The sequence below is a fragment of the Rhabdaerophilum calidifontis genome (assembly GCF_008641065.1).
GTDB classification, from domain to species: Bacteria; Pseudomonadota; Alphaproteobacteria; order Rhizobiales; family Beijerinckiaceae; genus Rhabdaerophilum; species Rhabdaerophilum calidifontis.
The window spans coordinates 30,441-55,172 of the sequence record NZ_VTRS01000001.1 but is presented as its reverse complement, the minus strand read 5'-3'; the positions used below and the strand labels follow the sequence as shown (position 1 = coordinate 55,172).

Annotated in this window: 24 protein-coding genes and 1 tRNA gene; 8 read left to right on the top strand and 17 right to left on the bottom strand. The window is 67.1% G+C overall.

Going from position 1 to position 24,732, the window contains the following annotated elements; all coding sequences use genetic code 11:
- Positions 1–17: 17 nt before the first annotated feature.
- The 5 genes from FWJ24_RS00260 to FWJ24_RS00240 form a co-directional block, all read right to left on the bottom strand.
- On the bottom strand, positions 18–899 hold the full coding sequence (locus FWJ24_RS00260) for an NAD(P)-dependent oxidoreductase (RefSeq protein WP_150285785.1): 882 nt from the start codon (positions 897–899) through the stop codon (positions 18–20).
- Positions 896–1,783, bottom strand: a complete 888-nt coding sequence (locus FWJ24_RS00255; protein ID WP_150285784.1) for a carbohydrate ABC transporter permease — start codon at positions 1,781–1,783, stop codon at positions 896–898. Before FWJ24_RS00255 ends, FWJ24_RS00260 begins: the two co-directional genes overlap by 4 nt.
- Positions 1,784–1,811: 28 nt before the next feature.
- Positions 1,812–2,738, bottom strand: a complete 927-nt coding sequence (locus tag FWJ24_RS00250; RefSeq protein WP_425468893.1) for a carbohydrate ABC transporter permease — start codon at positions 2,736–2,738, stop codon at positions 1,812–1,814.
- Positions 2,739–2,904: 166 nt separating this feature from the next.
- Complete coding sequence (locus tag FWJ24_RS00245; RefSeq protein WP_150285782.1) at positions 2,905–4,233, bottom strand: ABC transporter substrate-binding protein; 1,329 nt, start codon at positions 4,231–4,233, stop codon at positions 2,905–2,907.
- A 107-nt stretch (positions 4,234–4,340) separates the two neighbouring features.
- Positions 4,341–5,399: an ABC transporter ATP-binding protein gene (locus tag FWJ24_RS00240; protein WP_150285781.1), complete on the bottom strand. Its 1,059-nt coding sequence runs from the start codon at positions 5,397–5,399 to the stop codon at positions 4,341–4,343.
- 182 nt (positions 5,400–5,581) lie between these two features.
- Here FWJ24_RS00240 and FWJ24_RS00235 point away from each other — a divergent pair, with 182 nt between their 5' ends.
- The 5 genes from FWJ24_RS00235 (at position 5,582) to FWJ24_RS00215 (ending at position 13,034) form a co-directional block, all read left to right on the top strand.
- Positions 5,582–6,364 carry a FadR/GntR family transcriptional regulator gene (locus FWJ24_RS00235; protein ID WP_166443528.1) on the top strand — a complete coding sequence of 261 codons (783 nt, stop codon included), beginning with the start codon at positions 5,582–5,584 and terminating at the stop codon, positions 6,362–6,364.
- A gap of 70 nt (positions 6,365–6,434) precedes the next feature.
- Positions 6,435–7,187: an SDR family NAD(P)-dependent oxidoreductase gene (locus tag FWJ24_RS00230; RefSeq protein WP_150285779.1), complete on the top strand. Its 753-nt coding sequence runs from the start codon at positions 6,435–6,437 to the stop codon at positions 7,185–7,187.
- A 146-nt stretch (positions 7,188–7,333) separates the two neighbouring features.
- Complete coding sequence (pyc, locus tag FWJ24_RS00225) at positions 7,334–10,819, top strand: pyruvate carboxylase (protein ID WP_150285778.1); 3,486 nt, start codon at positions 7,334–7,336, stop codon at positions 10,817–10,819.
- Between the two features lie 78 nt (positions 10,820–10,897).
- Positions 10,898–12,229, top strand: coding sequence for a homoserine dehydrogenase (locus tag FWJ24_RS00220; RefSeq protein WP_150285777.1), 1,332 nt, complete (start codon positions 10,898–10,900; stop codon positions 12,227–12,229).
- Positions 12,230–12,272: 43 nt separating this feature from the next.
- Positions 12,273–13,034, top strand: a complete 762-nt coding sequence (locus FWJ24_RS00215) for a sulfite exporter TauE/SafE family protein (RefSeq protein WP_150285776.1) — start codon at positions 12,273–12,275, stop codon at positions 13,032–13,034.
- On the opposite strand, the gene FWJ24_RS00210 is transcribed toward FWJ24_RS00215, so the two are convergent.
- From FWJ24_RS00210 to fabA, 5 genes are all read right to left on the bottom strand, one after another.
- Complete coding sequence (locus FWJ24_RS00210) at positions 13,035–13,673, bottom strand: DsbA family protein (protein ID WP_150285775.1); 639 nt, start codon at positions 13,671–13,673, stop codon at positions 13,035–13,037. It abuts the gene before it with no gap.
- Positions 13,670–14,476: an enoyl-ACP reductase FabI gene (fabI, locus tag FWJ24_RS00205; protein ID WP_150285774.1), complete on the bottom strand. Its 807-nt coding sequence runs from the start codon at positions 14,474–14,476 to the stop codon at positions 13,670–13,672. The genes FWJ24_RS00210 and fabI overlap by 4 nt, the downstream gene beginning before the upstream one ends.
- Positions 14,473–14,778, bottom strand: coding sequence for a hypothetical protein (locus tag FWJ24_RS00200; RefSeq protein ID WP_150285773.1), 306 nt, complete (start codon positions 14,776–14,778; stop codon positions 14,473–14,475). The genes fabI and FWJ24_RS00200 overlap by 4 nt, the downstream gene beginning before the upstream one ends.
- Before the next feature lie 97 nt (positions 14,779–14,875).
- Positions 14,876–16,096 carry a beta-ketoacyl-ACP synthase I gene (fabB, locus tag FWJ24_RS00195; RefSeq protein ID WP_150285772.1) on the bottom strand — a complete coding sequence of 407 codons (1,221 nt, stop codon included), beginning with the start codon at positions 16,094–16,096 and terminating at the stop codon, positions 14,876–14,878.
- A 64-nt stretch (positions 16,097–16,160) separates the two neighbouring features.
- Positions 16,161–16,679: a 3-hydroxyacyl-[acyl-carrier-protein] dehydratase FabA gene (gene fabA / locus FWJ24_RS00190; RefSeq protein ID WP_150285771.1), complete on the bottom strand. Its 519-nt coding sequence runs from the start codon at positions 16,677–16,679 to the stop codon at positions 16,161–16,163.
- A 263-nt stretch (positions 16,680–16,942) separates the two neighbouring features.
- Here fabA and irrA point away from each other — a divergent pair, with 263 nt between their 5' ends.
- Positions 16,943–17,416: an iron response transcriptional regulator IrrA gene (gene irrA / locus FWJ24_RS00185; RefSeq protein ID WP_281291924.1), complete on the top strand. Its 474-nt coding sequence runs from the start codon at positions 16,943–16,945 to the stop codon at positions 17,414–17,416.
- A gap of 27 nt (positions 17,417–17,443) precedes the next feature.
- Here the strand turns inward: irrA and FWJ24_RS00180 are convergent, their stop codons facing one another.
- The gene (locus FWJ24_RS00180) at positions 17,444–18,022 is read right to left on the bottom strand and encodes an SH3 domain-containing protein (protein WP_246155446.1); all 579 of its coding nucleotides are present in this window, start codon (positions 18,020–18,022) and stop codon (positions 17,444–17,446) included.
- Between the two features lie 270 nt (positions 18,023–18,292).
- Between FWJ24_RS00180 and FWJ24_RS00175 the strand changes: the two genes are divergently transcribed.
- Positions 18,293–19,288: a 2-hydroxyacid dehydrogenase gene (locus FWJ24_RS00175; RefSeq protein WP_150285770.1), complete on the top strand. Its 996-nt coding sequence runs from the start codon at positions 18,293–18,295 to the stop codon at positions 19,286–19,288.
- 3 nt (positions 19,289–19,291) lie between these two features.
- Here the strand turns inward: FWJ24_RS00175 and FWJ24_RS00170 are convergent, their stop codons facing one another.
- Both FWJ24_RS00170 and FWJ24_RS14680 read right to left on the bottom strand, forming a co-directional pair.
- Positions 19,292–20,254, bottom strand: coding sequence for a complex I NDUFA9 subunit family protein (locus FWJ24_RS00170; protein ID WP_246155444.1), 963 nt, complete (start codon positions 20,252–20,254; stop codon positions 19,292–19,294).
- A gap of 60 nt (positions 20,255–20,314) precedes the next feature.
- Positions 20,315–20,677: a hypothetical protein gene (locus tag FWJ24_RS14680; RefSeq protein WP_206110760.1), complete on the bottom strand. Its 363-nt coding sequence runs from the start codon at positions 20,675–20,677 to the stop codon at positions 20,315–20,317.
- Positions 20,678–20,839: 162 nt separating this feature from the next.
- On the opposite strand from FWJ24_RS14680, the gene FWJ24_RS00160 reads away from it, so the two are divergent.
- A tRNA-Leu gene (locus tag FWJ24_RS00160) sits at positions 20,840–20,924 on the top strand.
- A 67-nt stretch (positions 20,925–20,991) separates the two neighbouring features.
- Here the strand turns inward: FWJ24_RS00160 and FWJ24_RS00155 are convergent.
- Genes FWJ24_RS00155 through FWJ24_RS00140 form a run of 4 tightly spaced genes read right to left on the bottom strand, consistent with a single transcriptional unit; the run spans position 20,992 to position 24,658 of the window.
- Positions 20,992–21,741, bottom strand: a complete 750-nt coding sequence (locus tag FWJ24_RS00155; protein ID WP_150286593.1) for an ABC transporter ATP-binding protein — start codon at positions 21,739–21,741, stop codon at positions 20,992–20,994.
- Between the two features lie 55 nt (positions 21,742–21,796).
- The gene (locus FWJ24_RS00150; RefSeq protein ID WP_150285768.1) at positions 21,797–22,645 is read right to left on the bottom strand and encodes an ABC transporter ATP-binding protein; all 849 of its coding nucleotides are present in this window, start codon (positions 22,643–22,645) and stop codon (positions 21,797–21,799) included.
- 59 nt (positions 22,646–22,704) lie between these two features.
- Positions 22,705–23,622 carry a nickel transporter permease gene (gene nikC, locus FWJ24_RS00145; protein WP_150285767.1) on the bottom strand — a complete coding sequence of 306 codons (918 nt, stop codon included), beginning with the start codon at positions 23,620–23,622 and terminating at the stop codon, positions 22,705–22,707.
- 7 nt (positions 23,623–23,629) lie between these two features.
- Entirely contained in the window at positions 23,630–24,658 is a 1,029-nt protein-coding gene (locus tag FWJ24_RS00140) for an ABC transporter permease (protein ID WP_246155508.1), read from the bottom strand.
- Positions 24,659–24,732: the final 74 nt, after the last annotated feature.

Here is a 24,732-nt window from a genome sequence, read left to right as displayed (position 1 = left end):
CCTCCGGAATGTGGAAATCAATCGGTCCCGTTGAGCGCACGATAGGCGCGGATCACCTGGCTGTCATCGGCCAATCCGTGGCCCGCGCCGGATGCGGCGAGGAACATCTGATGCGCCGAGGCCGCGAGCGGCAGCGCCACCTTCGCGGCGCGTCCGGCATCGAGAACCAGCGAGAGATCCTTGACGAAGATATCGACCGCGCTCGTGACCGGCGGCTCCGCCTGCAGCATGCGCGGCCCGCGATTGCTGAGCATCCAGCTCGCGGCGGCGGATTGGCCGAGAATCCCGAGCACGAGGCCGGGATCGAGCCCGGCCTTCTCGGCGAGCGCGAAGGCTTCCGCCGCCACCGCGATATGCACGCCGCAGAGCAGCTGGTTGATGGTCTTGACCATCGCGCCGTCGCCGGCGCGCTCGCCGACATGATGGAGCTTGTCGCCGAGCGCGGCGAGGATCGGCCGTGCCGCCGCGAAATGCGCCTCCGGGCCAGCGGCCATGATGGTGAGCGTGCCGGCCTCGGCCCCCACCGTGCCGCCGGAGACTGGCGCATCGAGGAAGCGGCGTCCGCTCGCCTCGACCATCGCGGCGATCTCCCTTGCATCCGCCGGCGCGCAGGTCGCCATGAGGATGACGAGCGCATCCGGGTCGAGTGCCTGAAGCGCCCCGGTTTCGAGCAGTGCCGCGCGTGCCTGGCCGGCATTGACCACCATCAGGATCAGCGCCTCGGCGCCGGCGCAGGCTTCCGCCGCCGTGAGCATCGAAACGCCGCCCTGCGCCTCGTGCGCCGCGAGCGCCTTCGGGTTGAGGTCGAAGCCCTGCACGCGGAATTGCGCCTCGACAAGGCGCCGCGCCATCGGCAGCCCCATGGCGCCGAGGCCGATGAAGGCGAGGGTGCGCGTCATTCCTTCACCGCGCCCGTCATCGCGCTCACGTAATATTCGACGAAGAACGAGTAGAGCACCACGAGCGGCAGCGAGCCGACCAGCGCGCCGGCCATCAGCGAGCCCCATTTATACTGGTCGCCATCGGTAAAGGCGGTGACGATCGCCACCGGCACGGTCTTCTTGTCCTGCGTGTTGATGAAGGTAAGCGCGTAGATGAATTCGTTCCAGCACAGGGTCAGGCAGAAGATCCCGGCCGAAATCAGCCCCGGCACCGCCAGCGGCAGGATGATCTTCGTCAGGATCTGCCACCGGGTGGCGCCGTCGATCAGCGCGCATTCCTCGAGTTCATAGGGAATGGTCTTGAAATAGCCCATCAGCAGCCAGGTCGAGAACGGGATCAGGATCGTCGGATAGGTCAGGATCAGGGCGAACGGGGTGTCGAACAGCCCATATTGATAGATCACGGTCGAGAGCGGGATGAACAGGATCGAGGGCGGCACGAGATAGGAAAGGAAGATCAGCCCCCCCACCATCTGCGCGCCGGTATAGCGGATGCGCACGATGGCATAGGCGGCAAAGACGCTCGCCACCAGCGCGAGGATCGTCGCGATGACCGAGATGAACATGGTGTTCCACAGCCAGAGCGGATAATGCGTCTCGAAGAGCAGCGCGCGGATATGCTCGAAGGTCGGCTGGAGGGTGAAGAGCGGGTTGTGCCGGTCGAGATCGAGCAGATGTTCCTTCGGCTTCACCGCGGTGATCGCCATCCAGTAGAACGGGAACAGCAGCACGACGACGATCAGCAGCAGCGGCAGATAGAGCGTCACCAGCCGCGACAGGCCGGTGTCGAGATAGCTCATCCCTTCCGAATGGTCCTCGCGCGCGAGCGTCGCATCGGCCATGGCATATCCCTCCGGTTCGCTGGCGCCGTCAATCGTTGTTGTCCGAGCCCTGCTGCCACTTGCGGCGCTGGAGCCCGAACCAGGAGATCATGATCGCCCCGAGCAGGAAGGGGATCATCGCAGTGGAGATCGCCGCGCCTTCGCCGATGCGGCCGCCGAGAATCGCGGTGTTGTAGCTCATCGTCGCCATCAGCTCGGTGGTTCCCGCCGGGCCGCCATTGGTCAGCACCTTGATCAGCTGGAAATCGGTGAAGGTGAACAGCACCGAGAAGGTCATCACCACCGCGATGATCGGGGTCAGGATCGGGTAGGTGACATGGCGGAACATCTGCCATTTCGAGGCGCCGTCGAGCGTCGCGGCCTCATAGAGCGAGGGCGACACGGTCTGGAGCCCCGCCAGCAGCGTGATGGCGATGAAGGGCACGCCGCGCCAGACATTGGCGAAGATGACGCTCAGCCGGGCGTTCCAAGGGTCACCGAGGAAGTCGATGTTTCCGGAGATCAGCCCCCATTTTCGCAAGCCCCAGGAGAGCACCGAGAATTGCGGGTCGAAGATCCACCAGAAGGCGATCGCCGAGAGCACCGTCGGCACGATGAAGGGAACGAGGATGATCGCCCGGATGAAGGCCTTGAAGGGCAGGTGGTTGTTGAGAAGGATCGCCAGATAGAGGCCGATCGCGAATTTCAGCACGCTGGCAACGAAGGTGTAGAACAGGGTGTTGAACACCGCGAGCTGGAATTTCGAATCGCCGAGGATCCATTCGTAATTCTCGAGGCCGACGAAGACGCCGCCGCGCCCGATCCGCGCATCGGTGAAGCTCAGCCAGATGCCGAGCCCGAGCGGATAGACCAGGAACAGGATCAGGAATGCGGCTGCCGGCAGCATGAACCAGAAGCCGAGCATGTTGCGGTCCGTCATCCGCTGCGCCCAGGACCGTTCGAAAACGCGCGGCATAGGCGCGGAAATCGCGGCATCGCTCATGATGCGGCTTCCTCCTGTTGCAGGGCGCGCCGGGCGCCCCTTTGTCGCGGAATGCAGCCAGGCCTGCCGCAGCCGGCCGGGTTCTCGCGTCTCTTCGGGAGATGAGACACGGCCGGGCCGCCCGGCCGTGTCCTTCGCCTCAGCGGTAGATGCGCCGCGCCTGGCGCTCCGCGACCGCGATCGCGTCCTTCGGGCTCGACGAGCCGGCACAGACGGCCGCGAACATGTCGAGGATCAGGAAATCCGCGAGCGCCGAGGCCGCCTTCTCGCCCACCGAGCCGAGATGGCCGGCGAGCAAGGTGCGGCGGCCGGCATCCTTGCAAAGCGTGAGCTTGGGATCGGATGTCCAGACCTTGTTGGCATCATAGGCATTGAGCGGATGCGACAGATAGGCGACCGCCCCTTCGAGCCAGGGATTGTAGTTCTGCGCCTCCATGGTGAAGGCGAGGAACGCCTTCACCGCGTTGGGGAATTTGGAATAGCGCATCCCGAGCATCGGGTAGCAGATATGGAACTCGGTCGGCCGGCCGACAGGGCCGACGGGCCAGTTGGCGTGGTTCATGTCGGCCGCGATCTCCTTGAGCTTCGCGTCCTTGTCGGCCCCGGCCTTGGCGGCGGCGTAGATCGAGACGCCGTTATTGGTCACGGAGATTTCCCCGGCCAGGAACGCCTTGTTGTTGAAGGCGTCGTTCCAGGAGGCGGTGCCCGGCGCGAAATGCGTCGAGAGTTCCTTGACATATTCGAGCGCCTTCAGCGTCTCGGGCGAGTTGATGATCACCTTGTCGTTCTTGTCGACGAGGTTGCCGCCATGCGCCCAGAGCGCCCAATGCACCCAGGCATTGCCGTCGCCCGAAGCGCGGCCGAGCGCGAACCCGCCGGGTGTTCCCTTGGCCTTCAGGTTCTTCATGAGATCCATGAAGCCGCCGAGATCGCCGGGGAAGGTCTTGTGGCCGGCGGCCTCGATCATCGACTGTCGATAGTTGATGATATTGGCGTTATAGCCGACAGGAATGGCGATCCACTTTCCTTTCGACGTGCCGTAGGCTTTCGCGGAATCCATCCAGCCGCCGTATTTCTTGCCGAGATAGTCCGCGACATCGGTCACGTCCATGCACTTCTCGGGGAAGAGATGGGGCAGCGAATAGAGGCCCCAGAAGAGATCAGGTCCCTGGTTGGTATTGGCGGCGACTGACGCCTTGGGCTGCACGTCGTCGAGCGATTCGTTGATGACGCTGACCGGCACGCCGGTCGCCTTGGTAAAGGCTTCGACGAGCTTCATGAATGCGTCTTCCTCGGATTGGACGAAGCGCTTCCAGCGCAGGAGCTGGAGCTTGGCGCCGGCCTCCGGCTTCCATTGCGCGCCCTGCGCCCAGGCCCGCGCCCATTCGGTGAGGCCGGAGCCCGCGAGCATCGCGCCGGCGCCGAGCGCGGCCGACCCTTTCAGAAATCCACGGCGATTGGTGGTCATTCCTCGTTTCCTCCTTTGTGCGGCCATGTCGGCCAGCCCCCGTTTTCGGGTGGCTTCGGACGGCGATTCCGGGCTCGCCGTTCCGTTTTCGTGGGTCTTCCGCCCGCTCAGGCGTTGAGGCGCCTCCCGGTTTCGGCGTCGAAGAGATGGGCGTTGGCGAGCGTGGGCACGATGGGGATGGTTTCGCCCGGGCGGGCGGAAAGCCGCTCGCGGAAGACGGCGATCATCTCCTGCCCGCCGGTGCGCAGCACGACCTGCGTCTCGGAGCCCGTCGGCTCGACCACGATCACCTCGGCCGGGATGCCCTGGGCATCGATGCGGATATGCTCCGGGCGGAGCCCGTAGACGACCGGACGCCCCGCGCTGGCCGCCGGCGCGGAACCGACCGGCAGCGTGAACCCGCCCTCGGCGGCGAAGCCCTGCCCGTCGATGTGGCCCTTGACGAAGTTCATCGCCGGCGAGCCGATGAAGCCCGCGACGAACAGATTGTCCGGCCGGTCGTAGAGATCGAGCGGCGCCCCCATCTGCTCGACGATCCCGTCATGCATGACGACGATCTTGTCGGCCATGGTCATGGCCTCGATCTGGTCATGCGTGACATAGACGGTGGTGGTTTTCAGCCGCTGATGCAGCTCCTTGATCTCGGTGCGCATCTGCACGCGCAGCTTCGCGTCGAGATTCGAGAGCGGCTCGTCGAACAGGAAGACCTGCGGATCGCGGACGATCGCCCGGCCCATCGCCACGCGCTGGCGCTGGCCACCGGAGAGCTGGCGCGGGTAACGGTCGAGAAGATGGGTGAGGCCGAGGATCTTCGCCGCCTTCTCGACCCGTGCCGCCATCTCGGCCTTGTCGGCGCCGCGCAGCTTCATCGAGAACGCCATGTTCTCCGCCACCGTCATGTGCGGATAGAGCGCGTAATTCTGGAACACCATCGCGATGTCCCGCTCCTTGGGCGGGACATTGTTCACCACCCGGTCGCCGATCGCGATCTCGCCCGAGGTGATGTTCTCGAGCCCGGCAATCATCCGCAGCAGCGTCGATTTCCCGCAGCCCGAAGGTCCGACCAGGATGACGAATTCCCCGTCGGCGATGTCGATCGACACCCCGTGAATGATCTCGACCGCCCCGAAGGCTTTCCGGACATCCCGGATTGTCACAGAAGCCATCAACCCCTCCCGAACGCGACCTTTTCCGGGCCGCCCGCGGCATGCAGCGGCCGGATGCCGGTGGCGCGGCCCGGCGGCAGGCGCTGACCCGCCCAACCTCCGATTGCCAGCGCATGAAAAAGTCATACTATATTTCAGACCTGTCAAGAGCGGCGTGGCGGCCGCGACCGGTTGAGGGCCCGATGAAGGATGATTTCGCCACGCGCGTGGGCAAGGCCGGCCGCGATTCGCTGTTCGCGCAGGTCACCCAGCGGCTTGCGGTCGCCATCGTGTCCGGCGCCCTGCCGGCCGGCGCGCTCGTGCCCAACGAGGAGGATCTGCGCGCCGAGATCTCGGCCTCGCGCACCGCCTATCGCGAGGCGGTACGGTTTCTCGCCGGCAAGGGGCTGATCGAGGCGCGGCCGCGGCGTGGAACCCGGGTCGCGCCGCGGGATGTCTGGCATCTGCTCGACCCCGACGTTCTGCGCTGGTCGCTGGCTTCGGCGGCGGACGAGAATTTCATCCGCGACCTGTTCGAACTGCGGGCGCTGGTCGAGCCGGGATGCGCGAAAATTGCTGCATTGCGAAGAACATCGGGGCAGCTTGCGCGGATCGAAGCCGCGCTGGAGGGCATGATCGAGACCCCGCCCTATACCGAGGCGGCGATGCGCCACGACCTCGCTTTTCACGATGCCCTGTTCGAGGCCTCCGGCAACGCCGCGATCGCGGCGCTCAAGGATGTGGTCGCGACGACGCTGCTCTGGTCGCTGCGCATGCAGCGCATGCAACCCATCGAGCATTTCGTGGTGCCGCTTTCGGATCATCGCCGCCTGGCGGAGGCGATCCGCCGGCAGGATGGCGAGACGGCCGAGCAGCTCTCGCGGATCCTGGTCGCGGATGCGCTGCGCGCCACGCTGGCCGCCTTCCGGCGGGCCGGCGCGCCCGGCCGGGCGCGTGCGGAAAGCAGGGAGTTTGCCGCCGAATAGGCGACAAAATAATAATACTATTATGGCGGACATGTTGAAATCCGCCGCAGGGAGCACAGGAGGGGTCCGCATGCTGGTCAAAGGTCAGGTCGCCATTGTCACGGGCGCGGCGTCGCGGCGCGGGCTGGGTCTCGCCGCCGCACGGCTCCTTGCCGAGCATGGTGCGCGGGTCGCGATCCTCGATATCGATCTCGACGCCGCGCGCGAGGCTGTGCGCAGCCTCAAGGGGCGCGGCCATTTCGCGCTGCGCTGCGACGTCACGCGCCGTGCGCAATGCGAGAAGGCCGCCCAGCGCGTTCTGGCGCGGCATGGCCGCATCGACATCCTCGTCAACAATGCCGGCATCACCTCGCCGCAGCGTCTGATGGAGGTCGACGACGCAACCTATGACCGGGTTTTTGATATCAACATGCGCGGCACGCTGCACATGACCCAGGCCGTGGTGCCGGCGATGCGGTCGCAGAAATCCGGCTCGATCGTCAACATGTCTTCCGTCTCCGCACAACGCGGCGGCGGCGTGTTCGGCGGCTCGCATTATTCCGCCGCCAAGGGCGCGGTGCTCGGCTACACCAAGGCTTGCGCGCGCGAACTCGGCCCGGACAATATCCGGGTCAACGCCATCTGCCCCTCGATGATCGACACCGACATCACCGGCGGCGCGCTGACGCCCGAGCGGCGCGCCGAGATCCTGAAATCGATTCCGATGGGGCGGATCGGAACCGCGGAGGAGGTTGCCGGCTGCGTTCTGTTTCTCGCCTCGCCGCTCTCGGCCTATGTCACCGGCGCGGAGATCGACATCAACGGCGGCAGCCATATCCATTGAGCGGCGGGTTGCCGGCGCAGGCATTCCGCATCAGGATGCCCGGCATGCGCAAAACGCAATTCTCACCGGGTCGACTCCGGCGAACGCGTCTTTGAATACGCGGAAGCTGTGTCATGCTGCGATGCGGCGGGACGGGGGAGTTCGAGATGCCGGTGCGTCGATTGCTGGTTGCCAACCGTTCGGAGATCGCGATCCGGGTCTTCCGTGCCGCGACCGAACTCGGCATCCGCACGATCGCCATCTATGCGGAGGAGGACAAGCTCTCCCTCCATCGCTTCAAGGCGGATGAGGCCTATCTCGTCGGGCGCGGCCCGCATCTCGCGAAGCCGCTCGGCCCGCTCGAAGCCTATCTCTCGATTTCCGAGGTGATCCGCGTCGCGCGCGAGGCGAACGCGGATGCCATCCATCCCGGCTATGGCTTTCTTTCGGAGAGCCCGGAATTCGCGGAAGCCTGCGCGGAAGCCGGAATCCTGTTCATCGGCCCCTCGCCCGAGACGCTTCGCCAGCTCGGCAACAAGGTCGATGCGCGCAACCTCGCGATCTCGGTCGATGTGCCGGTGATGCCGGCGACGCCGCCGCTCCCGGACGATGCCGAGACCATCCTGCGGCTTGCGGCGGGGATCGGCTATCCGGTGATGCTGAAGGCGAGCTGGGGCGGGGGCGGCCGCGGCATGCGCGCGATCGAGAGCGAGGACCAGCTTCTCGACGCGGTCTTCACCGCCAAGCGCGAGGCGCGCGCCGCCTTCGGCAAGGACGAGGTCTATCTCGAAAAGCTGGTGCGCCGCGCCCGCCATGTCGAGGTGCAGATCCTCGGCGACCGGCACGGCAATCTCGTCCATCTCTTCGAGCGCGATTGCTCGATCCAGAGGCGCAACCAGAAGGTCATCGAGCGCGCGCCGGCGCCCTATCTCGACGCGGCGACGCGCCAGGCGCTCTGCGGTGCCGCCCTGCGCATCGGCCGCGCCACCGATTATGTCGGCGCCGGCACGGTCGAGTTCCTGATGGATGCCGATACCGGGAAATTCTACTTCATCGAGGTCAACCCGCGCATCCAGGTCGAGCATACCGTGACCGAGGTCGTGACCGGCCTCGACATCGTCAAGGCGCAGATCCGCATCCTCGAAGGCGGCGCCATCGGCCAGAAGGGCGAAGACGGCGCCTGGAAGATCGGCATCCCCGATCAGGCCGGCATCCGCCTCGACGGTCATGCCCTGCAATGCCGGATCACCACCGAGAACCCCGAGAACAATTTCATCCCCGATTACGGCCGCATCACCGCTTATCGCGGCGCGATGGGCTTCGGCATCCGCATCGACGGCGGCACGGCCTATTCCGGCGCGATCGTGACGCGCTTCTACGATCCGATGCTCGAGAAGATCACCGCCTGGGCGCCGACGCCGGCGGAGGCCATCGCCCGGATGGACAGGGCGCTGCGCGAATACCGCATCCGCGGCGTGGCGACCAACCTCACCTTCCTCGAGGCGGTGCTGGGGCATCCGAAATTCCGCGCCGGGGAATATACGACGCGCTTCATCGACGAGACGCCGGAGCTCTTCACCCAGGAGCGGCGCAAGGACCGCGCGACCAAGCTTCTGACCTATATCGCCGATGTCACCGTGAACGGGCATCCCGAGACGCGCGAGCGGCCGCGCCCGCCGGCCGATGCGCGGGCGCCGGAAGTGCCGCGCTTCGCCGCCGCATCCGAAGCGGATATCGTTTCCGGCACGCGCCAGAAGCTCGACGAACTCGGCCCAAAGGGGTTCGCCGAATGGATGCGCGGCGAGCGGCGCGTGCTCATCACCGACACGACCATGCGCGACGCGCATCAATCGCTGCTCGCGACCCGCATGCGCACCTTCGACATCGCCGCGATCGCGCCGGCCTATGCGCGCGGCCTGCCGCAGCTCCTCTCGCTCGAATGCTGGGGCGGCGCGACCTTCGATGTCGCGATGCGCTTCCTCCAGGAGGATCCGTGGGAGCGGCTGCGGCTGATCCGCGAGCGGGTGCCGAACATCCTCACCCAGATGCTGCTGCGGGGCGCGAACGGCGTCGGCTACACCAATTATCCCGACAATGTGGTGCGGGATTTCGTCGATCAGGCGGCGAAGGCGGGCATGGACCTGTTTCGCGTCTTCGATTGCCTCAACTGGGTGGAGAACATGCGCGTCGCCATCGACGCGGTGCTCCGCTCCGGCCGGCTCTGCGAGGGCGCCATCTGCTATACGGGCGATATCCTCGACCCCAACCGCGCCAAATACCCGATCCGCTATTACGTCGACCTGGCCAAGGAACTAGAGAAGGCCGGTTGTCACATTCTCGGCCTCAAGGACATGGCGGGGCTACTCAAGCCGGCCGCGGCGCGCATCCTCGTCAAGGCGCTGAAGGAGGAGGTCGGGCTGCCGGTCCATTTCCACACGCATGACACGTCCGGCATCGCCGCCGCCTCGATCCTCGCCGCGGTGGAGGCCGGGATCGACGCGGTGGATGCCGCGATGGATGCGATGTCCGGCACCACCTCGCAGCCCTGCCTGGGCTCGATCGTCGAGGCGCTGGCCTTCACCACGCGCGGCACCGGGCTCGATCCGGAGGCGATCCGCCAGATCTCGTTCTACTGGGAGGCGGTGCGCACGCAATACGCCGCCTTCGAGAGCGATCTCAAATGCGGCGCCTCGGAGGTCTATCTGCACGAGATGCCGGGCGGGCAGTTCACCAATCTCAAGGAGCAGGCGCGCGCGCTGGGGCTCGAGACGCGCTGGCACGAGGTCGCGCGCGCCTATCGCGCCGCAAACGATCTCTTCGGCGACATCGTCAAGGTCACGCCCTCCTCGAAAGTGGTCGGCGATCTCGCGCTGATGATGGTCAGCCAGGGGCTGTCCGCGGAGGATATCCGCGATCCTGCCCGCGACGTCGCCTTTCCGGCCTCCGTGGTCGAGATGCTGCGCGGCGATCTCGGCCAGCCGCCGGGCGGCTGGCCCGCCGATCTCCAGAAGAAGGTGCTCAAGGGCGAGAAGCCGATCACGGTGCGGCCGGGCTCGCTGCTCGAGCCGGCCGATTTCGACGCCGCGCGTGCCGAACTCGAACGGCGGATCGGCCGGCCGGTCGATGACGAGGACCTTGCCTCCGGCATGATGTATCCGAAGGTCTTCACGGATTTCGCCGTACTCCAGGAGCGCTACGGCCCGGTCTCGGTGCTGCCGACCCCGATCTTCTTCTACGGCATGAAGCCGGGCGATGAGGCCAATATCGAGATCGAGCGCGGGAAATCGCTGATCATCCGCCTCCAGACGATCGGGGAGACCGATGAGGACGGTCAGGTCCGCGTCTTCTTCGAACTCAATGGCCAGCCGCGCATTATCAAGGTTCCGAACCGCGCGGCGGCGGCCAAGGTGGTGGCGCGCCGCAAGGCCGAGGAGGGCAATGCCCGCCATGTCTCGGCGCCGATGCCGGGCTCGGTCTCGGCGATCGCGGTCGAGACCGGGCAGGCGGTGAAGGCCGGGGATGTTCTGATGACGCTGGAGGCGATGAAGATGGAAACCGCCATCCACGCCCCGGCGGATGGCAGGGTCGCCGAAATCCTCGTCAAGCCGCATGCCCAGGTCGATGCCAAGGATCTGCTGCTCGTTCTGGCCTGAGCCCCGCGGCATCGTTTTCGATTGACAGGCGGGCGCGAAACGTCTCCCTCCGGATCGGATGGCAACGGGAAGGCCGGCATGACGGGGGGAAATCCGAGCAATGTCGCCGCGCGCGGGCTCGCGGCGGACCTTGCCGCGCGCGAGGCCGAGGGCCGACCGATCCGGGTGGGGATCGTCGGATGCGGCGAGATGGGCACCGATCTCGTGACGCAGATCGCGCGGATGCGCGGCCTGCGCGTCGCGGCCATCGCCGATCGCAGCGGCCGCAACGCGCTGGAGGCGATCCGCATCGCGCGGCATGATCCCGGCATCGCCGCGCCGGTCGACGGGTTGCCGGCGCTGGATTCCGCCATCGAGGCCGGGCGCATCGCCATCATCGACGACGCGCATGTCATGCTGCGCTCGGGCCTCGTTGATGTCGTCATCGACGCGACCGGCCGGCCCGCCGCCGGCGCCGAGATCGGGCTCGCGACGATCCGCGCCGGAAAGCATCTCGTGATGATGAATGTCGAGGCGGATGTCACCATCGGGCCCTATCTGAAGGCCGAGGCGGACAAAGCCGGCGTCGTCTACACGATCGGCGCCGGCGACGAGCCGACCGCGACGATGGAACTGATCAATTTCGTCACCGCCCTCGGCTATCCGGTCGTCGCCGCCGGCAAGGGCAAGAACAACCCGTTCAATCCCGATGCCGTGCCGGACGATTACCGCGAGGAGGCGCGGCGCCGGAACATGAATCCGCGCATGCTGGTCGAGTTCGTGGACGGCTCGAAGACCATGGTGGAGATGAGCGCCATCGCCAACGCCACCGGCCTCGTGCTCGACGTGCCGGGCATGCACGGCCCCGAGGCGACGCTCGAGACCCTCGACACGGTGCTGGTGCCGGTGGCGGATGGCGGCATCCTCTCCCGCAAGGGCGTGGTGGATTACACCTTGGGCAAGGGGGTTGCGCCCGGCGTCTTCGTCGTCGCGGAGATGGAGCATCCCCGCCTCCGGGAGCGGATGCACGACCTGAAGATGGGCGGCAAGGGGCCCTATTACACCTTCTATCGCCCGCACCATCTCACGAGCCTCGAAGTGCCGCTCTCCGCGGCGCGCGCGGTGCTTCACGGCCAGGCGGAGATGTTTCCGCTGCCACGCCCGGTGGCCGAGGTCTGCGCGCGCGCCAAGCGCGACCTGAAGCCGGGCGAGATCCTCGATGCCATCGGCGAAACCTGCTACCGCTCCTTCGCGATGATGGCGGAGGAGGCCCGCGCCGCCCGCGCCTGGCCGGTCGGGCTCCTGCATGGCGGCCGAGTCACGGCGCCGATCGCCAAAGGGGCGCTGATCACCCGGGACCGGGTGGCGCTCGATGAGGAGGCGCCGCTGATGCGCATGCGCATGGCAATGGAGGCGGCGCTGTGGGGATGATTCCGGCGCTCGCCACCCGGGAGCAGGAGGGGAGGGCGCGGCGATGACGTTCCTGCCGCCGGGTGTCGACGGGCTCACCGCCGCGCTGCTGATCGCGGTTTCGTTCCTCACCTCGGCGCTCACCGCTGCCTTTGGGATCGGCGGCGGGGTGGCGATGCTCGGCGCGCTGGCCGGCACGGTGCCGCCGAATGTCATCGTTGCGGTGCATGGCGTGGTCCAGCTCGGCTCCAATCTCGGCCGCGCGATTCTGCAACGCCGGCACGCGAACTGGCCGCTCGTCCGCCAGTTCGTGATCGGCGCGGGCATCGGCGTCGCATTCGGGGCGCTGATCTTCACCAGCGTGCCGGAGCGGGCGCTGCTGGCGCTGATGGGGCTTTTCATCCTGATGATGGTCTGGGTGCCGAAGCCGCGCATCCCCGGCCTCGAACGGACGGGCATGCTCGTCGGCGGCGCCATCTCCTCCGTTCTGACGATGTTCGTTGGCGCGACGGGGCCCTTCATCCAGGCGGTGCTGATGCAATACCGCCTCGACCGCAGGGGCATCATCGCCAATCAGGCGGTGATGATGACGATCCAGCACGGGCTCAAGGTCATTGCCTTCACGGCGATCGGCATCGCGCTGGTGCCGTGGCTGCCGCTGATCGCGGCGATGATCGTCGCGGGCTTCGTCGGCACCGTGCTTGGAACGCGGCTGCTCAACCGGATGTCGGAGGCCCTGTTCCAGGCGGTTCTCAAGGCGCTGCTGACGCTGATCGCGCTCGATCTGCTGCGCCGCGCGGCGGGGATCCGCCTTCCGGGTCTGTGATCAGCCGCAGACGGCGCGCTCGCAGCGGCGGAAGGCGTCGATCGCCGCCTGCTTGGCCGCCCGGTCGAGGAAGCCGGCGAATCCGTCCCGCCCGACGAGATAGGAGGGGGTTGCGACGAAGCCGAGCTGCTGGCCGAGCCGGGAAGCCGCACGCATCGCCGCGGTCACGGGGTCGGAATCGGCATCTGCGAGCAGCCGCGCGCGCTCGGCGCCGTTCCGCTGCGCCACCGCGATCGCCTGCTCGGCGCCGATGACCCCGCGCTGCTGGAAGAGCTGTTCATGGAAGGCGAGATAGCGCTCCGCGCGCTGACGCGAGAAGGCGAGCGCCACCCGCGTCGCCCCGATCGAGGGAATGCCGAGCACGGCGTAATTGACGAGCACGATCGCGAGATCGCGATTGGCCTCGAGCAGCGGCCGGATATCCCGGGCGGTGCGGCGGCAGAAGCCGCAATTGTAATCGAAGAACTCGTAGAGCGTGATATCGGGCTGCGCCGCGCCGAGCCGGACGCTGCCCTGCAACCGGTCGAGATCGGCGATCAGCTCGACCGGGACGGGGTAGAATTCGTTCGCTCCGGCCGGTCGGCCGGCCAGGGGCAGCGATGCCAGGCCGCCGAGCAGCGCGCGCCGGTCGAGCCTCATTCCAGCTCCTCGCCGCGCATGTCGGCGGCGCGGGGCATTTTCATGATGTTGTAGCCGCTGTCGACATAATGGATCTCGCCCGTGACCCCACCCGAGAGGTCCGAGAGGAGATAGAGCGCCGAGCCGCCGAGTTCGTCGAGCGTGATCGGCCGCCCCAGCGGCGAATGCCGGGTCTGGTAGGCGAAGGTGAAACGCGCATCGCCGATCCCGGCGCCGGCGAGCGTGCGCACCGGCCCTGCCGAGATCGCATTGACGCGGATGCCCTCGCGCCCGAAATCGGCGGCGAGATAGCGCACCGAGCTTTCTAGCGCCGCCTTGGCGAGGCCCATGACGTTGTAATTCGGCGAGACGCGGCTTGCGCCGCCATAGGTGAGGGTGAGGAGCGCGCCGCCATTCGGCATCATTGCTGCTGCGCGTTTGGCGATCTCGGTGAAGGAGAAGCACGAGATCACCATGGTGCGGGTGAAATTCTCGCGGCTCGTATCCGCATAGCGGCCCTTCAGCTCGTTCTTGTCCGAGAAGCCGATAGCATGGACCACGAAATCGAGGCTTCCCCATTCGGCCTTGAGCCGGTCGAACACGGCATCGACGGATGCGACATCCTCGACATCGCATGGGAGCACGAGCGCGGAGCCGACGCTTTCCGCCAGCGGCTTCACGCGTTTGCCGAGCGCCTCGCCCTGATAGGTGAAGGCGAGGCTCGCGCCATGCGCGGCGAGCGTGCGGGCGATGCCCCAGGCGATCGAGTTCTGGTTCGCGACTCCCATGACGAGGCCGCGCTTGTTGTGCATGAGCTGGGTCATTCGGTATCGGGCCGCCTGTCCGTCCTGTTCCGGGCGCGCCGCCGGCCCCGGTTCTCCCAGAGGTCGGTCGATGTCAGCAGGATGATCGACGACATCACCAGCACCGCCGCGATCTTCGCCACGGTGATGAAGAAGGCATAGCCATAGAGATAGCCGGCCCAGCCGAAGACGATCACCACATTGGCGAGGAAATAGTATTTTGCATCCGGATAGCCGAACACCGCATCGCGCAGCATCGGGCCGATGAGCGGCAGATGGTAGAACAGGCCGACGGGTCGCGGCGCGGCGGCTTCCGAATGCATGGTTCCCTCACAGAGGTTTCATCACCGCCGCGCCGGTCTCCGGCGGCGGTGCGCAGAGCCTAGCCCTGCGCGGTGAAGATGGGAAATCCCCAGCGCATCACGCCTCCGGATGCTTGAGCACGATGGTCGCGTTGGTGCCGCCGAAGCCGAAGGAATTGCTCATCACATGCCCGAGCTTCGCGTTGTCGACGCGCGCCCGGAGGATGTTCATGTCGGCCATTGCAGGGTCGATCTCCTCGATATGCGCGCTTTTCGCGATGAAGCCGTTCTGCATCATGATCAGCGAGTAGATCGCCTCCTGCACGCCGGTGGCGCCGAGCGAATGGCCGGTGAGCGATTTGGTCGCCGAGATCGGGATCGCGGCCGCATCCTTGCCGAACACCTCGCGGATCGCCTCGATCTCCTTGATGTCGCCGACCGGGGTCGAGGTGCCGTGCGGGTTGATGTAATCGATCGGCGCCTTGATGCCTTCCAGCGCCTGGCGCATGCAGCGCACCGCGCCCTCGCCGGAGGGCGCCACCATGTCGTAGCCGTCGCTCGTCGCGCCATAGCCGACGATCTCGGCGAGGATCTTCGCGCCGCGCGCCTTCGCCATCTCGTATTCCTCGAGCACAACGACGCCGGCGCCGCCGGCGATCACGAAGCCGTCGCGGTTCTTGTCATAGGCGCGGGAGGCGGTGGAATCGTTGTAGCCGGTCGACATCGCACCCATCGCGTCGAACAGCACGGAGAGCGACCAGTCGAGTTCCTCGCAGCCGCCGGCGAAGACGCGGTCCTGCTTGCCCCATTGGATCAGTTCATAGGCATTGCCGATGCAATGGTTGGAGGTCGCGCAGGCGGAGGAGATCGAGTAGTTCACGCCCTTGATCTTGAACCAGGTCGCGAGCGTCGCCGAGGCGGTGGAGGACATCGCCTTCGGCACCGCGAACGGGCCGACGCGCTTGGAATTACCGCTCTCGCGCGCCTTGTCCACCGCCTCGACCAGCGTCCGGGTCGAGGGGCCGCCGGAGCCCATCACGATGCCGGTGCGCGGGTTGGAGATTTCCGCCTCCTCGAGCCCGGCATCGCGGATCGCCTGTTCCATCGCTACCTGGTTCCAGCCCGAGCCGCCGCCATGGAAGCGCATCGCGCGGCGATCAAGCACGGTGGCGGGGTCGAGCGTCGGCTTGCCGTAGACCCGGCTGCGGAAGCCGTGTTCCTCGAATTCCGGGGCGTAGGATATCCCGGATTTGGCTTCGTGCAGGGAGGCGGTGACCTCCTGCGTGTTGTTGCCGATGGACGAGACGATTCCCATCCCGGTGACGACGACGCGACGCATCGGTTTCCGCTCCCCTGTTCGACCGGGCATTCTCTTCAGGAAATGGCGACGCCCCGCCGCCGGTTCAAGCCTTGAACAGGCCGACGCGCAGATCCTTGGCCTCGTAGATCCGCTTGCCATCCGCCTCGAGCCAGCCATCGGCGATGCCGAGCACCAGCTTCGAGCGGAAGATGCGCTTGAGATCGATGCCGTAGACGACCCGCCGGACCGTCGGCAGTACCTGATCGGCGAATTTGACCTCGCCGACGCCGAGCGCACGCCCGCGCCCCGGCTCCCCGAGCCAGCCGAGGAAGAAGCCGACGAGCTGCCACATCGCGTCGAGGCCGAGGCAGCCCGGCATCACCGGGTCGCCCTTGAAATGGCAGGGGAAGAACCAGAGATCGGGCTTGATGTCGAGTTCGGCACGGACCTCGCCCCTGCCATGGGCGCCGCCGCTTTCGGAGATCCGGTCGATCCGGTCGAACATCAGCATCGGCGGCAGCGGCAATTGCGCGTTGCCCATGCCGAACAATTCACCCCGGCCGCAGGCCAGGAGGTCGTCATAGCTGAAGCTCGAACGCCGCGCGCCCGCCTGTTCCGTCATTTCCGTCTTTTCGCCTCGCTGCCCGCGGCCGATGCGGGAACCTGTCATAAATCGGCCAAACACGCTTCCGTCTAGTCCAAATCTGCGCCGGGCTGAACTGAAAATTCGTCGAACTTCGCGTTTCCGACCGCTCCGGGCTGCCATCCGGTCTTAGCCTTAACGGCCCGGGGCCACGCAGGGAACTTGTCCTGCGCCGGCCAAGGGACTATCTGTGGAGCATTCGGATGCGAGGTTGAAGGCCGGGCATGGCGCGGATGGTTTCGTTGATCCGGGGAGCGGAAGGCGCGGCGGGCGAGGACAAGCGCCCGAATCCGAGCCTCGCGGGCTGCCCGGTCCATGATCTGAAGGAGCGGCTGCGCTCCGTCGGGCTGCGGCCCACCCGGCAGCGCGTGGCGCTCGGCTGGCTGCTGTTCGGGCGCGGCGCCCGCCATCTCTCTGCCGAGACGCTCTACGAGGAGGCACAGCGCGCCCGCGTGCTCGTGAGCCTGGCCACGGTCTACAACACGCTGAACCAGTTCACCCAGGCCGGACTGCTGCGCGAGATCGCGATCGACGGCAACCGCACCTATTTCGACACCAATGTCTCCGACCATCACCATTTCTTCGTGGAGGGCGAGGGGCTCCTCGACATCCCGGCGCATGATATCGAGGTCTCCAACCTGCCGCCTCCGCCGGAAGGGATGACGATCGAGCGGGTGGAGGTGGTGATCCGCGTCCGGCGCACCACCCTGTCCTGACGCACCGCCCTGTCCTGAGGCGCGGCGCTATTTGATCTGCTCGTCGGGATAGACACCCCAGACCGCATCCTTGCGCACATAGCCGGAATAGCCGTCGACGCTGACCTTGCACCAGGCAAGGGTGCAGGTCTCGACATTCGCGATCACGCCCGGCTGGAGCCGCGCGACCACCGCGCTTGATTCGCTGTCATCGCGATAGAGGGGCTGCTCGCCGGAAGTCCGGCCGGCGCGGATCAGCACCGTGCGGCGGTTCGAGAGCCGCCCGAAATAGACCCATCCTTCCGTCGATTCGGAATCGCGCACCCGCCGCCAATGCTCATGTTCGCCGGTGACCTCGACCGGCAGGCCCTCGCGCTTGAAGACCCATTTGATGCGGTGATCCTTGCTCGGTCCCTCCCGCATCGGTGTGTCCGAGGGCTTGAGGCTGACGAAGCGCGGGATCGGCAGTTTGGTGACCGAGCCGATGCTGCCCGTCTCCTGGGCTTGCGCCCATCCGCCGGCGCCGGAAAGCGGCAGGGCGAGGCCGGCTAGGATCGGTCCGGCGAGGATCCGGCCGGCAAGCGCCAGGATGAAACGGTGCCGGGCGAGCGGCCGGACGATCATCATCAAAGAGCCTCCTGTCGGTTTCCCTGCCGGGTCTCCCCGCCGGCTGCCGGTGCCGCCGCATTGCGGCATGGCGATGGCCGATGCGCCGGATGCAACCTTTGTTTTTGTCGAACGGGCTTAACGTCCCGTTATCCCCGGCGCCGGCGCCCGGCGATTTGCCTCCGCGCCAAGCTGCTTTAAAGATCGGAACCGATGCGCTAGGCAGGCTGGCCCATGCGCCTTTCATCCATGCGCCTTTCGTCCACGCGCCTTTCGTCCCGGGAACCGCCGATGAACCGCGAGAAGCCGCTCGTCATCCTCACCCGCCGCCTTCCGGAAGGGATCGAGACGCGCATGGCCGAACTGTTCGATCTCGAGCGCAACCTTGCCGATACGCCGATGCCGCGCGAGGCGCTCGCCGAGGCGCTCGGTCGCGCCCGCGTTCTCGTGCCGACCGTGACGGACCGCATCGACGCCGCCCTGATCGAGGCCGCAGGCCCGCAATTGAAACTGATCGCCCATTTCGGCAACGGCACCGACAATATCGACGTCGCCGCCGCGATGCGGCGCGGCATCACGGTCACGAACACGCCCAATGTCCTGACGGAGGACATGGCGGATTTCACCATGGCGCTGATCGTCGCGGTGGCGCGGCGCTTTGTCGAGGGCGTGCGGATCATCCCTGCCGGACAATGGCACGGCTGGTCGCCCGGCTGGATGCTCGGCCATCGCATCCACGGCAAGCGGCTCGGCATCATCGGCATGGGCCGGATCGGGCTCGCGGTGGCGCGCCGGGCCCGCGCCTTCGGCCTCCAGGTGCATTATCACAACCGCCGCCCGGCCGCGAAGCGGATCGAGGAGGAGGTCCAGGCGACCTACTGGGATTCGCTCGACCGCATGCTCGCGCGGATGGATATCGTCTCGATCCATTGCCCGCATACGCCGGCGACCTTCCACCTGCTATCGGCGCGGCGGCTGCGGCTCCTGAAGCCGGAGGCGATCCTCGTCAACACCGCGCGCGGCGAGATCGTCGACACCGAGGCGCTGGCCGACATCCTCGAACAGGGGCTGATCGCCGGCGCGGCGCTCGATGTCTATGAGCACGAGCCCGCGGTTTCACCGCGCCTGCTGCGCCTCGCCGAGGCTGGCAAGGTGGCGCTGCTGCCGCATATGGGCTCCTCGACGGTCGAGAGCCGCAACGAGATGGGCGAGAAGGTCATCATCAACATCAAGACCTTCATCGACGGCCACGCGCCGCCGGACCGCGTCCTCGCGCTGCCGGGCTGAGCCTCACGCGGCCTGATCGCGGCTGAACTGGCCGTGCCGGCGATAGGCGTAGAGATAGCCGGGCACGATTGCCTCGATCCCCGTCGGCGTGATGCCGAGCCCCTCGAGCGTGCGGCCCTCGGCGATCGCCCTGGCGCTGACGATGTTGTCGCGCTCGAGCAGGGTTACCTGATCGACGGTCAGGAGCGGGTTCGGCAGCATTTCGAGCAGGCGTGCCTGCCATTTCGCGAGGCTGAAGGGCAGCGGCACCAGCGGCCGGGCGCGGCCGGTCTCGGCGAGGATGTATTCGAGGATCGCGCGGAAGCTCAGGATCGCCGGACCGCCGAGTTCATAGATCGTGCCGGGCCGCGCCCCGCCTTCGAGCGTCCGCGCCGCGGCTTCCGCGACATCGCCGACATAAACCGGCTGGAACCGCGTCTCGCCGCCGCCGATCAGCGGCAGGACCGGCGCGAAGCGCGCGAGCCCGGCGAAGCGGTTGAAGAACTGATCCTCCGGGCCGAACACCACCGAGGGGCGCAGGATGACCGCATCGGGGACATTCGCGAATACCGCCGCCTCGCCCTGCGCCTTGGAGCGCGCATATTCCGACGGCGAGGCCGCATCGGCGCCGATGGCCGAGAGGTGAACGAGATTGCCGATCCCGGCCCGCTTCGTCTCCTCGGCGACGATGCGCGCACCCTCGGCCTGCACGCTCGCGAAGCGCTGCCGCCCGCTCTCGAACAGGATGCCGACGAGATTGACGACCGCATCCGCGCCCTCGATCGCCCGCGCCACCGAATCGCGATAGCGCAGATTGGCCTGCACGGCGTGGATCTGCCCGACGGCGCCGAGCGGCTGCAGATGCCCGGCGAGATCCGGCCGCCGCGTCGCGGCACGGATGCGCCAGCCGCGCCGCGCGAGAACCCGCACAAGATGCCGCCCGATGAAGCCGGAACCGCCGAAAACCGTCACGAGCTGCTGTGCCATGATCATCCGATCCTTGCCGATATCCGGGGCCTGTCTAGTCAAATCCCCGGCCGCGATCAATCAGCGCCGGGCCTTGTCGGCCCGCCTCGCCCGCCGCACCGCGCCGAGCGGCGCCGGCACCAGTTGCGTGAGCCGGCGCCTGCCCGCCGCCGGCGGATCGCGCGGCTCGATCATCATGATCGCACCGCCCATGGCGACGCTCGCGAAGGTGACGATGCTGCCGCCGGCGAGCAGGGCCAGCGCCAGCAGCCCCTCGGCATCGAAGCCGATCAGCCGGCGCAGATGGCCGAGATCGAGCGCCAGCACGCCGGCGACGAAGGCCAGGCCGAGTGCGCCGCCCCAGAGCGCGTTGCCGAGCAGCAGCGCGAAGAGCGGGTCGCGGCGCCGCGCGCCGGGCGATTCGGGAGTGGAGCGGGTGTTCATCGGCGTCTCCTCAACGGCCGGGCCGGGCTGGGCGGATCAAAGCGAAGTCTAGCGCCGAGTCCGGCCATGTTAAGCGGAAATGAGTGAACCACGATGTCGCGGGCCTGTCCTTGCGCCGGGGCGGTTGACAATCGGCGCGACGCTCGCCATGAGACGCGGGTTGCCCAGGTGGCGGAATTGGTAGACGCGCTGGTTTCAGGTACCAGTGGTGAAAGCCGTGGAGGTTCGAGTCCTCTCCTGGGCACCATCTATCCCGTGATAATCAATTTATCCCGTGATAATCATTTGTCCCGCGATATGAGCCTGCGATGCGGTCACGCCGCGCCGGCGCCGAGGCTCACGCGCCGCGAGGCGGCGACCAGCTCGCGGGTATAGGGGTTGCGGCCGCCGGTTTCCCGCAATTCCGCGATATCCGCTTCCTCGACGATCACGCCCCGGTTCATCACGCCGACACGGCCGCACATATGCCCGACCACCGCGAGATTGTGGCTCACGAGCAGCATGGTCAGGTCGCGCCGGCTTTTCAGATCCTGGAGCAGGTTCAGCACCTCGGCCTGGATCGAGACGTCCAGCGCCGAGGTCGGTTCGTCGAGCAGCAGCACGCTCGGTTCGAGGATCAGCGCGCGGGCGATGGCCACGCGCTGGCGCTGCCCGCCGGAAAGCTGGTGCGGGTAGCGGAACCGGAACCCGCCATCGAGCCCGACATCGGCGAGCGCGCGTTCGATCCGCCGGTCCGCATCGCCGATTCCGTGGATCGCCAGCGGCTCGGCAAGGATCGCGTCGATCGTCATGCGCGGATGGAGCGAGCCGAACGGATCCTGGAACACCATCTGCACCTGCCGGAAGAAGCTCTTCGGCGGCCGGTGCCGCAGGGCCGCGCCGGCGATTCCGACGCGTCCGCTCCAGCTCGGGTTGAGGCCCGAGAGCACACGCAGCACTGTGGATTTCCCGGAGCCCGATTCGCCGACGAGCCCGTAACTTTCTCCCGCCGCGACGCGGAAGGATACGTCCTTCAGCACATGCGCGCTGCCGAACCGGACATTGAGCCCCTCGACCCCGATCATCGGCGCGGGTCCGTTGTCCGGCATCGCGGCCTTCTCCGATCCTGTCCGCAGCATATCAGGCCTCCGTCCAGGCCGGGTCGCGCGTGAGTGTCGCGAGCCGGGGCTTGGGAAGGTCGAGATCCGGCAGGCAGCCGAGCAGACCGCGCGTATAGGGGTGGCGCCCCTGGTGCAGGGACCGGGCGTCGAGCGTTTCCATCACCCGCCCGGCATACATCACGATCACGCGGTCGCAGAAGGCCGAGACGAGCGGCAGGTCGTGGCTGATGAAGATCAGGCCCATGCCGCGCTCCGTCACCAGCCGGTCGAGAATGTCGAGGATCTGCGCCTGGACGGTGACATCCAGCGCCGAGGTCGGCTCGTCGGCGATCAGCACGTCGGGCTCGCCGATCAGCATCATGGCGATCATCACGCGCTGCCCCATCCCGCCCGAAACCTCGTGCGGATAGAGGTCGTAGACCCGGCCCGGCTCGCGGATCTGCACCGCCTCGAGCATGGCCAGCGCGCGTTCCCGTGCCTCCGCCGCGCCGGCCCGGTGATGGGTGCGATAGGCCTCGGCGATCTGCCGGCCGACGCTCATCACCGGGTTGAGCGAGAATTTTGGGTCCTGCAGCACCATGGAGATGCGCCGCCCGCGCAGGGCGCGCCGGCGGGCGCGGTCCATTGTTGCAAGGTCCTCGCCGCGGAAGGCGAGCCGGTCCGCCAGCACCTCGCCGGGCCAGGGCACGAGATCGAGGATCGCCCGGCCGGTCATGGATTTGCCCGAGCCCGATTCGCCGACGATGGCGAGCTTCTCGCGACCGAGCGTGAAGGAAAGGCCGCGCACCGCCTCGACGATCCGCGTCGGGGTGTGAAACCGGACGCGGAGATTGGCGATCTCGATCAGCGGGGTGGTTTCAGGGGGCATTCCGGGTTCCTGTCAGGCTCTGCCGGGTTTGTCGCGCCGGGGTCTCATCGCGCCGGGATTCATCGCGCATCGAGCACGTCGCGCAGGCCGTCGCCGAGCAGGTTGAAGCCGAGCGCGACGAGGCAGATGGCAAGGCCCGGGAAGGTCGCGACCCACCATTGGTCGAAGATGTATTCGCGCCCCGACGCGATCATCGCGCCCCATTCCGGCGAGGGCGGCTGCGCGCCGAGCCCGAGAAAGCCGAGCCCGGCCGCGGTGAGGATGATGCCGGCCATGTCGAGCGTGGTGCGCACGATCACCGAGGGTACGCACATCGGCACCACATGCCGCAGCACCACGCGCAGATGCGAGGCGCCCTGGAGTCGCACCGCGGCGATGTAATCGGCGTTGCGGATCACCATGGTCTCGGCCCGCGCCACGCGGGCATAGGGAGGCCAGGCCGTGCAGGCGATGGCGATCACCGCGTTCTCGATTCCCGGCCCGAGCACGGCGACGAAGGCCAGCGCCAGCACCAGACGCGGAAAGGCGAGAAAGATGTCGGTGAGCCGCATCAGCACCGTGTCGACCACGCCACCGAAATAGCCCGAGAGCGTGCCGATCAGCAGCCCGATCGGCCCGACCGAGATCACCACCAGCAGCACGATCGCGAGTGTGATGCGGGTTCCGTGCAGGATGCGGCTGAAAATGTCGCGACCGAGCGCGTCGGTGCCCATCCAATGCGCAGCCGAGGGCGGAAGCAGCCGCTGACCGAGATTCTGCGCCAGCGGATCATGGGGCGCGATCCAGGGGGCCAGCGCCGCCACCGCCAGCAGCGCCACCACGATGACAAGTCCGATCAGCGCCAGCGGATTGGCGCGCAGCGCCCGCCATTGCCGATAGAATTGCCCGAGCTGGGCCTGGCGGCGCGAAGCCGGGTTCTCTGCGGTGAGATAGGCGCGCAGGCCGCGCGCCGGGGCGGAGGTGGGGGATGTGGTCATGCCGGTCTCATCGCGCCCGAGGATCGACGGCGCGCGCGAGGATGTCCGTCAGGATGTTGATCCCGACGAAGATCAGCCCGACAACGATCGTGCCGCCGAGAACGGCGTTCATGTCCGCATTCAGAAGCGAATTGGTGATGTAGCGCCCGAGACCGGGCCAGGCGAAGACGGTTTCCGTCAGCACCGAGCCCTCGAGCAGGTTGGCGTAGGAGAGCGCGATCACGGTCAGCAGCGGCACCAGCGCATTCCGCAGCGCGTGGCCCCAGACGACCCGCCCCTCGGAAAGGCCCTTCACCCGCGCGGTGATGACGTAATGCTGCTGGAGTTCGGTGATCATGAACGAGCGCGTCATGCGGCTGATATAGGCGGTGGAGAACAGCCCCAGCACCGCCGAGGGCAGGATCAGATGCGAGAAGGCGTTGCGGAACGCCTCCCATTCGCCCTGGAGCGCGCAATCGAGCAGCAGGATACCGGTGATCGGGGTGACGAAATCCTGATAGCTGATCGCGATCCGCCCCGGCCCGGAGACCCAGCCGAGCTTGGCGTAGAACACGAGCAATCCCATCAGCCCGAGCCAGAAGATCGGGATCGAATAGCCGAACAATCCGATGAACCGCGCGACATGGTCCTGCCAGCGCCCCTGCCGGGTCGCGGCCAGAACACCGAGCGGGATGCCGAGCGTCACGCCGATCAGCGTGCCCAGCGTCGCGAGTTCCAGCGTCGCCGGGAAGACGCGGCGGATATCGTCGATGACGAGATTCGATGTCAGTACTGAGCGGCCGAAATCGCCGCTGAAGACCTTGCCGAGATAGATCCAGAACTGGACGATGACCGGCTTGTCGAGCCCCATCTCGCGATACGCGCGCTCATAGACCTCCGGTCGCGCATTGTCGCCCACCACCGCGAGGACCGGATCGACCGGCATCACCCGTGCGATCAGGAATGTCACGGCGAGCAGGCCGAGAATGGTGACGGCGATCGTCACGCCCTCGCGCAGCACGGCATGCGAAAGGCGCCCGAACCGGGAACCGAGTATCCTGTCCAAACGCCACCCCCAGGCAGGCAAACGGCCGGCCGGGTTCACCCGGCCGGCCATGCGGCCTTCTTGCA

What these genes read in the sequence shown, in the direction of transcription:
- FWJ24_RS00175 (WP_150285770.1), top strand. Translation starts at nt 18,293, where the DNA reads ATGAACCGCGAGAAGCCGCTCGTCATCCTCACCCGCCGCCTTCCGGAA.
- FWJ24_RS00250 (WP_425468893.1), bottom strand. Translation starts at nt 2,738, where the DNA reads ATGCCGCGCGTTTTCGAACGGTCCTGGGCGCAGCGGATGACGGACCGC.
- FWJ24_RS00260 (WP_150285785.1), bottom strand. Translation starts at nt 899, where the DNA reads ATGACGCGCACCCTCGCCTTCATCGGCCTCGGCGCCATGGGGCTGCCG.
- FWJ24_RS00245 (WP_150285782.1), bottom strand. Translation starts at nt 4,233, where the DNA reads ATGACCACCAATCGCCGTGGATTTCTGAAAGGGTCGGCCGCGCTCGGC.
- FWJ24_RS00210 (WP_150285775.1), bottom strand. Translation starts at nt 13,673, where the DNA reads ATGAGGCTCGACCGGCGCGCGCTGCTCGGCGGCCTGGCATCGCTGCCC.
- FWJ24_RS00230 (WP_150285779.1), top strand. Translation starts at nt 6,435, where the DNA reads ATGCTGGTCAAAGGTCAGGTCGCCATTGTCACGGGCGCGGCGTCGCGG.
- FWJ24_RS00240 (WP_150285781.1), bottom strand. Translation starts at nt 5,399, where the DNA reads ATGGCTTCTGTGACAATCCGGGATGTCCGGAAAGCCTTCGGGGCGGTC.
- nikC (WP_150285767.1), bottom strand. Translation starts at nt 23,622, where the DNA reads ATGACCACATCCCCCACCTCCGCCCCGGCGCGCGGCCTGCGCGCCTAT.
- FWJ24_RS14680 (WP_206110760.1), bottom strand. Translation starts at nt 20,677, where the DNA reads ATGAACACCCGCTCCACTCCCGAATCGCCCGGCGCGCGGCGCCGCGAC.
- pyc (WP_150285778.1), top strand. Translation starts at nt 7,334, where the DNA reads ATGCCGGTGCGTCGATTGCTGGTTGCCAACCGTTCGGAGATCGCGATC.
- fabI (WP_150285774.1), bottom strand. Translation starts at nt 14,476, where the DNA reads ATGACCCAGCTCATGCACAACAAGCGCGGCCTCGTCATGGGAGTCGCG.
- FWJ24_RS00155 (WP_150286593.1), bottom strand. Translation starts at nt 21,741, where the DNA reads ATGATCGGGGTCGAGGGGCTCAATGTCCGGTTCGGCAGCGCGCATGTG.
- FWJ24_RS00255 (WP_150285784.1), bottom strand. Translation starts at nt 1,783, where the DNA reads ATGGCCGATGCGACGCTCGCGCGCGAGGACCATTCGGAAGGGATGAGC.
- FWJ24_RS00235 (WP_166443528.1), top strand. Translation starts at nt 5,582, where the DNA reads ATGAAGGATGATTTCGCCACGCGCGTGGGCAAGGCCGGCCGCGATTCG.
- fabB (WP_150285772.1), bottom strand. Translation starts at nt 16,096, where the DNA reads ATGCGTCGCGTCGTCGTCACCGGGATGGGAATCGTCTCGTCCATCGGC.
- FWJ24_RS00220 (WP_150285777.1), top strand. Translation starts at nt 10,898, where the DNA reads ATGACGGGGGGAAATCCGAGCAATGTCGCCGCGCGCGGGCTCGCGGCG.
- FWJ24_RS00180 (WP_246155446.1), bottom strand. Translation starts at nt 18,022, where the DNA reads ATGATGATCGTCCGGCCGCTCGCCCGGCACCGTTTCATCCTGGCGCTT.
- FWJ24_RS00200 (WP_150285773.1), bottom strand. Translation starts at nt 14,778, where the DNA reads ATGCATTCGGAAGCCGCCGCGCCGCGACCCGTCGGCCTGTTCTACCAT.
- FWJ24_RS00150 (WP_150285768.1), bottom strand. Translation starts at nt 22,645, where the DNA reads ATGCCCCCTGAAACCACCCCGCTGATCGAGATCGCCAATCTCCGCGTC.
- FWJ24_RS00170 (WP_246155444.1), bottom strand. Translation starts at nt 20,254, where the DNA reads ATGGCACAGCAGCTCGTGACGGTTTTCGGCGGTTCCGGCTTCATCGGG.
- fabA (WP_150285771.1), bottom strand. Translation starts at nt 16,679, where the DNA reads ATGACGGAACAGGCGGGCGCGCGGCGTTCGAGCTTCAGCTATGACGAC.
- FWJ24_RS00215 (WP_150285776.1), top strand. Translation starts at nt 12,273, where the DNA reads ATGACGTTCCTGCCGCCGGGTGTCGACGGGCTCACCGCCGCGCTGCTG.